Source organism: Nocardioides sp. (assembly GCF_051876515.1).
Classification (GTDB): Bacteria; Actinomycetota; Actinomycetes; order Propionibacteriales; family Nocardioidaceae; genus Nocardioides.
The window spans coordinates 39,840-47,624 of record NZ_JBJEHY010000077.1; the positions used below are offsets into that span (position 1 = coordinate 39,840).

7 protein-coding genes are annotated in these 7,785 nt (G+C 68.6%); 4 read left to right on the top strand and 3 right to left on the bottom strand.

All coding sequences use genetic code 11. From position 1 onward, the window contains the following. Positions 1–4: 4 nt before the first annotated feature. Complete coding sequence (rarD, locus tag ACI379_RS05290; protein ID WP_439791025.1) at positions 5–904, bottom strand: EamA family transporter RarD; 900 nt, start codon at positions 902–904, stop codon at positions 5–7. Between the two features lie 126 nt (positions 905–1,030). On the opposite strand from rarD, the gene ACI379_RS05295 reads away from it, so the two are divergent. Continuing rightward, positions 1,031–1,447, top strand: a complete 417-nt coding sequence (locus ACI379_RS05295) for a hypothetical protein (RefSeq protein ID WP_439791026.1) — start codon at positions 1,031–1,033, stop codon at positions 1,445–1,447. A gap of 343 nt (positions 1,448–1,790) precedes the next feature. Here ACI379_RS05295 and ACI379_RS05300 read toward each other — a convergent pair whose 3' ends face one another. Beyond that, positions 1,791–2,891, bottom strand: coding sequence for a 2-oxoacid:ferredoxin oxidoreductase subunit beta (locus ACI379_RS05300; protein ID WP_439791027.1), 1,101 nt, complete (start codon positions 2,889–2,891; stop codon positions 1,791–1,793). After that, on the bottom strand, positions 2,891–4,732 hold the full coding sequence (locus tag ACI379_RS05305) for a 2-oxoacid:acceptor oxidoreductase subunit alpha (protein ID WP_439791033.1): 1,842 nt from the start codon (positions 4,730–4,732) through the stop codon (positions 2,891–2,893). The genes ACI379_RS05300 and ACI379_RS05305 overlap by 1 nt, the downstream gene beginning before the upstream one ends. A 365-nt stretch (positions 4,733–5,097) precedes the next feature. Between ACI379_RS05305 and ACI379_RS05310 the strand changes: the two genes are divergently transcribed. From ACI379_RS05310 to ACI379_RS05320, 3 genes are all read left to right on the top strand, one after another. Then, complete coding sequence (locus tag ACI379_RS05310; RefSeq protein ID WP_439791029.1) at positions 5,098–6,141, top strand: sulfate ABC transporter substrate-binding protein; 1,044 nt, start codon at positions 5,098–5,100, stop codon at positions 6,139–6,141. After that, positions 6,138–6,980, top strand: a complete 843-nt coding sequence (gene cysT / locus ACI379_RS05315; protein ID WP_439791030.1) for a sulfate ABC transporter permease subunit CysT — start codon at positions 6,138–6,140, stop codon at positions 6,978–6,980. The genes ACI379_RS05310 and cysT overlap by 4 nt, the downstream gene beginning before the upstream one ends. Next, the coding region (locus tag ACI379_RS05320) for a sulfate ABC transporter permease (RefSeq protein ID WP_439791031.1) at positions 6,973–7,785 on the top strand (813 nt) is incomplete at its 3' end. The genes cysT and ACI379_RS05320, both read left to right, overlap by 8 nt.

The window sequence follows — 7,785 nt, forward strand, 5'->3', positions numbered from 1 at the left end:
CGCCTCAGATGATCGGCTCCAGCCGCAGCTGCGAACGTCGGTGGGCGATCGCCTCCACGGTGAAGATCGTCAGCGCCAACCACACCACGGCGAAGCCGGCCCAGCGCGCCGGCGTCATCACCTCGTGGAAGACCAGCAGCCCGATGGCGAACTGGATGACCGGCGCGATGTACTGCACGATCCCCAGCACCACCAGCTGCACCGACGTCGCCGCCGCCCCGAAGAGCACCAGCGGGACGGCCGTTACCAGCCCGGCGACGACGAAGAGCCAGGAGTGCGCCTCGCCGCTGAAGCCGAAGTGCGAGTCGCCGGCCCACACCAGGTAGCCGATCCATCCAGCCGCGAACGGCAGCAGCATCAGCGTCTCGACCGTCAGGCTCTCCATCGCGCCTGTGTTGGCCTGCTTCTTGGCCAGGCCGTACGTGCCGAACGTGAACGCCAGCGTCAACGCCACCCACGGCGGGCGCCCGTAGTCGAGGGTCAGCACCACCACCGCGACGAAGCCGATGGCCAGGGCCACCCACTGCCAGCGTCGCAGCCGCTCGGAGAGCACCAGGACGCCGAGGAGCATCGTGACCAGCGGGTTGATGAAGTAGCCCAGCGATGCCTCGACGACCCGGTCGTGGTTGACGCCCCAGATGTACACCAGCCAGTTCACCGAGATCAGCGCGGCGCCCACGGTCAGGAACCCCAGGGTGCGGCGGTCGCGGAAGATCGCCCGGACCCCGGCCCAGCGGCCCACCAGGCGGATCACCAGGAGCATCGTCACCGCCGACCAGAGGACCCGGTGCGACAGGATCTCCAGGGCGCCCGCGGGCTGCAGGAGCGGCCAGTACAGGGGGAACAGTCCCCACATCACGTACGCGGCCACGGCGACGCCCAGACCACGTGGAGAGTTGTTCACCCGCTGACTGTATGTGCCGGGCTCGATTACCATGCAGACGACCACCGAAAGTCAGTCCCAGTGACGGTGCCGGCCCACCACTACCGTGCCGCCAGCGACTGGGCGTCATGCAACAGGGGGAAGTTCATGCGGATGTTCCGCGCCATCGCCACGGGCCTGCTGACCGCCGCACTCAGTGTCGGCGGCCTCTCGCTCGTCTCCAGCCCGGCCGAGGCGGCCAAGCCCAAGCGCATCCTGGAGGAGGTCGACCCGACCACCCAGCGCACCGGCTCCCGCACGTACCTCATGACCGGCACGGTGACCCAGCCGCTCACCAACGGCACCGTCGCGCCGTACGCCAACGGCAAGGTCAAGGTGCAGCGCAAGACCTGCAAGGCGTGCAAGTTCAAGACGATCCGGACCATCACGACCGGCACGAAGGGCAAGTACCGCACCACCATCCGCCGCCCCGCCAAGGGCCGCTACTGGTGGCGCGTGGTCGTGCCCGGCAACGCGACGTACGCCGTCACCAACGGCCAGACCTGGGTCGTCGGCACCCGCTGACCCGGTCGCCGACGCTGATCGGCCCGCAGCAGACGCAGAACCCGCCCGGATGGATCCGGGCGGGTTCTCTGCTTGCTTGGGCCGTGTGTCCCCAAGTTGGGTCAGGTGACCCAACGTGGGGTCGATGGGCGAGGGCCCGCCCAAGATGGGGTCAGTGGGAGAGGGTGACAGGCCTCTGAAACCTCTCCCGGTGACCCCAAAAGCGGGCCTGCGTTCCTCGCCTCGACCCTCAGACGACGTGCTGGTCGGTCGCTTCGGGCACTCGACTCGTTCCTCGCCTCGACCCTCAGACGACGTGCTGGTCGGTCGCTTCGGGCACTCGACTCGTTCCTCGCCTCGACCCTCAGACGACGGTCCACGTGTCGCCGGCGTTGATCAGCGACTCCAGACGCTCCGTACGGCTGCCCGTCAGGTTGGTCTGCGCCCCGGCGACCTGGGCGCGGGCGCCGTCGTCGTAGGTGGGGCGTTCGACCTGGCGGAAGATGCCGATGGGGGACTGGTTGAGGTAGCCGGAGTCGGTGAGTCGGCTGATGGCGAAGGCGGTGGAGGGGTCGGGGTTGTGGGCGTCGTGGATGACGATGTCGGCGGTGTCGGCGTCGGCGGTGGCGACGACGCGTACGCCGCCGTTTGCGCGGTCGCGGACGACGGCCTTGGTGCCGAGTCCGGTGGTCTCGTCGACGGCGCCGAAGGTGACGGGCTGGCCGTGCACGAGCGGGATGATCGCGTCCTGCTTTGTGTCGTTGTTCTTGATGGCGTCGAAGGCGCCGTCGTTGAAGATGGGGCAGTTCTGGTAGATCTCGACCAGGGAGGTGCCGCGGTGGGCTGCGGCCGCGGAGAGCACCGAGGTGAGGTGCTTGCGGTCGGAGTCGATGGTGCGGGCCACGAAGGAGGCTTCGGCGCCGAGTGCCAGGGAGACCGGGTTGAAGGGGTGGTCGACCGAGCCCATGGGGGTGGACTTGGTGACCTTGCCGGTCTCGCTGGTGGGGGAGTACTGGCCCTTGGTGAGTCCGTAGATGCGGTTGTTGAAGAGCAGGATGTTGAGGTTGACGTTGCGGCGCAGGGCGTGGATGAGGTGGTTGCCGCCGATGGACAGTGCGTCGCCGTCGCCGGTGATGACCCAGACCGAGAGGTCCTCGCGGGCGGTGGCGATGCCGGTGGCGATGGAGGGTGCGCGGCCGTGGATGGAGTGCATGCCGTAGGTGTCGAGGTAGTACGGGAACCTCGAGGAGCAGCCGATGCCGGAGACGAAGACGATGTTCTCGCGGCGCAGGCCGAGGTCGGGCAGGAAGGACTGGACGGCCTTGAGGACGGCGTAGTCGCCGCAGCCGGGGCACCAGCGGACCTCCTGGTCGGAGGTGAAGTCCTTGCCGGTCTGCTTCTCGTCGGTGGTGGGTACGAGCTCGACGCCCGAACGCAGCCCCGGCAGACCCAGGTCGATGCTCATCAGTTCTCTTCCTTCGTGGCAGGGGTGAGGTCGACCGCGATGCCCTCGGCGTCGGCGACGAGGCCGCCGATGACGTCGGCGAGGACGGCCGCCTTGAGCGGGAGGCCGCGGACCTCGTTGTAGCCGATCGCGTCGACGAGGTACTTCGCGCGCAGCAGCATGGAGAGCTGGCCGAGGTTCATCTCGGGCACGAGCACCTTGTCGTACCGCTTGAGGATCTCGCCCAGGTCCTTGGGGAACGGGTTGAGGTGACGCAGGTGCGTCTGGGCCACGTTGTAACCGGCCTTGCGCACACGGCGCACGCCGGCGCCGATCGGGCCGTACGTCGAGCCCCAGCCGATGACGAGGACCTTCGCCTCGCCGGACGGGTCATCGACCTCGAGCGGGGGCAGCGAGTCGGCGATGGCGTCGACCTTCGCCTGACGCAGCCGCACCATCTTGTCGTGGTTGGCCGGGTCGTAGGAGATGTTGCCGGTCTGGTCGGCCTTCTCGATGCCGCCGATGCGGTGCTCGAGTCCGGCCACGCCCGGGGGTGCCCACGGGCGGGCGAGGGTCTCGGGGTCGCGGGCGTACGGGAGGAACTCCTCGCCCTCGGCCGGCGCGGTCGCGAACGCCGGGTCGATGGCGGGCAGCTCGTCGAGGCCGGGGATGCGCCACGGCTCGGAGCCGTTGGCCAGGTAGCCGTCGCTCAGCAGCATGACCGGGGTGCGGTACGTGACCGCGATCCGGCACGCCTCGACGGCGGCGGAGAAGGAGTCGCCCGGCGAGGACGGCGCGACCACGGGGACGGGCGCCTCGCCGTTGCGGCCGAACATCGCCTGCAGCAGGTCGGACTGCTCGGTCTTGGTCGGCAGACCCGTCGACGGGCCGCCGCGCTGCACGTTGACCACCACGAGCGGGAGCTCGGTCATCACGGCCAGGCCGATCGCCTCGCCCTTGAGTGCGATGCCCGGGCCCGAGGTGGTGGTGACGCCGAGGTGCCCGGCGAACGAGGCGCCGATCGCGGCACCCACGCCGGCGATCTCGTCCTCGGCCTGGAACGTGGTGACGCCGAACGACTTGTGCTTGCTCAGCTCGTGGAGGATGTCCGAGGCCGGCGTGATCGGGTACGTGCCCAGGAAGACCGGCAGGTCGGACTGGACGCCGCCGGCGATGAGGCCGTACGCCAGCGCCAGGTTGCCGGTGATGTTGCGGTACGTGCCCGGAGACATCACGGCCGGCTTGACCTCGTACCGCACCACGAAGGTCTCGGTGGTCTCGCCGAAGTTCCAGCCGGCCTTGAACGCGGTGATGTTGGCGTCGCGGATGTCGGCGTTCTTGGCGAACTTCTTGGTGAGGAACTCGGTGGTCGGCTCGGTCGGGCGGCCGTACATCCACGACAGCAGGCCGAGCGCGAACATGTTCTTGGCGCGGGCGGCGTCCTTGCGGGACAGGCCGTACTCCTTGACCGCCTCGACCGTCATCCCGGTCAGGTCGACGGTGTGCACCTGGAACTCACCCAGCTCGGAGCCGGCGTCGCCCAGCGCGTCGAGCGGGTTGGAGGCGTAGCCGGCCTTGTCGAGGTTGCGCTTGGTGAAGTCGTGGGTGTCCACGATGATCGCCGCGCCCTTGGGCAGGTCGCCCAGGTTGGCCTTGAGCGCGGCCGGGTTCATCGCGACCAGCACGTCGGGGGCGTCACCCGCGGTGAGGATGTCGTGGTCGGCGAAGTGCACCTGGAACGACGAGACGCCCGGGATGGTGCCCTGGGGAGCGCGGATCTCCGCGGGGAAGTTGGGCAGCGTCACCAGGTCGTTGCCGAAGACGGCCGACTCCTGCGTGAACCGGTCGCCCGTCAGCTGCATGCCGTCACCGGAGTCGCCGGCGAACCGGATGATCACCCGGTCGAGCTGCTTGACCTGCTTGGGCTGGACCACGGAACTTTCGGTCACCACACGCCTGCTTCCTACATCTGTCGTTCTGACCCTGGGGCGAGCGGAGCATACCGAGAGTATGAACAAAGTGGAACGGGTTCCATTTCGCGCTCGTGTCGCCTCCGGCCAGCGTAACTCTCGCGGGGCCGGAGCCCGGGGACTTGTCGCCAACTGGACCGCTGGTCCTGAGGCCCCCGTCTCAAAACAGCGCGTTGCGCTAGAAACTTACGTAAGTCATGTAATCTCCTCAACATTGCTCGCGATCGGTTGCGGGCACACCACCCCAAGGAGTTTCCATGTCCATCACCCGCAAGGCAGCCAAGCGCCTCGGCGTAGCCGTCTCCCTCGCAGGTCTGTTGGGTCTCGCCGCGTGCGGCGGCTCCAGCAGCGGTTCGAGCGAGGACGACGAGAACACGATCAGCATCGTCGGGTTCGCCGTTCCCGAGGCGGCCAACAAGAACATCGCCGAGGAGTTCGTCAAGACCGACGCCGGCAAGGGCGTGACGTTCAAGACCTCGTACGGCGCCTCCGGCGACCAGTCGCGCGCCGTGGAGGCCGGCCTCGATGCCGACTACGTGCACTTCTCCGTCGCCTCCGACGTCACCCGTCTCGTGGACTCCGGCCAGGTCTCCGACACCTGGGACGACGGCGAGAACAAGGGTGTCGTGTCCCGCTCGGTCGTCGTGTTCGGCGTGCGTGAGGGCAACCCCAAGAACATCAAGACGTGGGACGACCTGGTCAAGCCGGGCGTCGAGATCGTCACGCCCAACCCGGCCTCCTCGGGCGCCGCGCGCTGGAACGCGCTGGCCGCGTACGGCCAGGTGACGGCCAACGGTGGCTCCGAGCAGGAGGCCAGCGACTACATCGACAAGTTCTTCGCCAACGTCGTCTCGCTGCCCGGCTCGGGCCGCGACGCGACCACCGCGTTCCTCGGTGGGACCGGTGACGTGCTGATGGCCTACGAGAACGAGGCGATCCTGGCCGCGCAGAACGGTGAGGGCTTCGAGTACATCATCCCGGAGACCACCCTGCTCATCGAGAACCCGGGCGCTGTCCTCGAGGACGCCACGCCCAAGGCGCAGGACTGGCTGGACTTCGTGCTCTCCGACGAGGGCCAGAAGCAGTTCGCCCTGACCGGCTTCCGCCCGATCCGCGACGACGTCGACTTCGGCGGCACCGTCGAGGGCGCGACCGACCCGAGCAACCCGTTCCCCGAGGTGCCGCACCTGCTCACCGTCGAGAACGACTTCGGCAGCTGGGGTGAGCTCAGCACGAAGTACTTCGACGAGGAGAACGGGATCGTGACCAAGGCCATCGCCAAGTCTGGCAAGGGCGAATGAGCACTGCCGCACCTGCGGTGACCGGTCGGCCGACGCGCACGCGTCGGCCGACCACCACTCTCACAGCCAGCTCCGGGATCGGTCTCGGCGTGGCGATGATCTGGTTCAGCCTGCTGGTCCTGATCCCGCTCTGCGCCGTCATCGTCACCGCCTCGGACGCTGGCTGGGAGGGTTTCTGGCGTACTGTCACGAACGAGCAGACGTCAGCGGCGATCCGCCTCACGCTCACGCAGGCGGTTCTGGTCACCCTGGTCAACATCGTCATGGGCACCCTCATCGCCTGGGTGCTCGTCCGGGACCACTTCCCCGGCAAGGCCGTGCTCGAGGTCCTCATCGACATCCCGTTCGCGCTGCCCACCATCGTGGCCGGCCTGGTGCTGCTCTCGTTGTACGGCGGGGGCGGTCCCCTGGGCATGGACGTCGCGAACACGCGGCAGAGCGTCTTCCTGGCGTTCCTGTTCGTGACACTGCCGTTCGTGGTCCGGATGGTGCAGCCGGTGCTCGCCGAGCTCGAGCGTGACGTCGAGGAGGCAGCTGCCTCCCTGGGCGCCAGCGGGTTCACGATCTTCCGCCGCATCATCCTGCCGAGCCTGGTCCCGGCCATCACGGCCGGCGCCGCGCTCTCGTTCGCGCGCGGGGTCAGCGAGTACGGCTCGCTGGTGCTGCTCTCGGGCAACCTGCCGTTCAAGACCGAGGTCACCTCGGTCCGCATCCTCGGCAGCATCGAGAACAACAACCTCGCCGCCGCCGCGTCGACCGCGACGGTGCTGCTGGTGATCTCACTGGCGGTGATCGTGCTGCTCGACGTGATCTCCAGGAGGGTGGCGCGCCGTGGCTAGCACCGTCTCGAGCCCCAGCGGCACCAGCGGCGGCGCGCTGGTGCTGCGCTGGGCACTGCGTCTCATCGCGGTCGCGTACCTGTTCTTCCTGGTGGCCTGGCCGGTCTCGCTGGTCGTCACGAACACCTTCGAGGGAGGACCCGGCGCGCTGCAGGGGGTGCTGGCCGACCCCGACATCCAGGTCGCGCTGCGGCTCAGTGCCGTCGCCGCCCTGTGCGCGGTGGCCATCAACACCGTGTTCGGCGTGGGGGTCTCGCTGCTGCTGGTGCGGCACGAGTTCCCCGGCAAGCGCATCCTGAGCGCGTTGCTGGACCTGCCGATGTCGGTCTCGCCGATCGTGGTGGGTCTCGCCCTCGTCCTCGTGTACGGCGGCCGTGACGGCTGGTTCGGGCCGACCCTGGAGTCGGCCGGCTTCCGGGTGATCTTCTCGACGCCCGGCATCGTCATGGCGACCGCGTTCGTGGCCCTGCCGCTGGTCATCCGTGAGGTGGTCCCCGTCCTGACCGAGCTCGGCGCCGACGCCGAGCAGGCGGCCCGCAGCCTGGGCGCCAACGGGTGGCAGACCTTCTGGCGGATCACCCTGCCCGGCATCAAGTGGGCGATCGTGTACGGCGTGGTGCTGAGCCTGGCCCGCTCCCTGGGCGAGTTCGGGGCGGTCAAGGTCGTCTCCGGCAACGTCCTGGGGGAGACCCGTACGGCCACCCTCGTCGTCGAGGAGAAGTACCTCAACTTCGCCCAGCAGGAGGCGTACGCGGTCGCGTTCCTCCTCGCGATGGTCTCGGTGGTCTGCATCGTCGTCGTCGCC

Excerpts from the sequence above, each read along its gene's own strand:
- ACI379_RS05295 (WP_439791026.1), top strand. The coding sequence starts at position 1,031 with ATGCGGATGTTCCGCGCCATCGCCACGGGCCTGCTGACCGCCGCACTC.
- ACI379_RS05300 (WP_439791027.1), bottom strand. The coding sequence starts at position 2,891 with ATGAGCATCGACCTGGGTCTGCCGGGGCTGCGTTCGGGCGTCGAGCTC.
- ACI379_RS05305 (WP_439791033.1), bottom strand. The coding sequence starts at position 4,732 with ATGCAGCTGACGGGCGACCGGTTCACGCAGGAGTCGGCCGTCTTCGGC.
- ACI379_RS05310 (WP_439791029.1), top strand. The coding sequence starts at position 5,098 with ATGTCCATCACCCGCAAGGCAGCCAAGCGCCTCGGCGTAGCCGTCTCC.
- cysT (WP_439791030.1), top strand. The coding sequence starts at position 6,138 with ATGAGCACTGCCGCACCTGCGGTGACCGGTCGGCCGACGCGCACGCGT.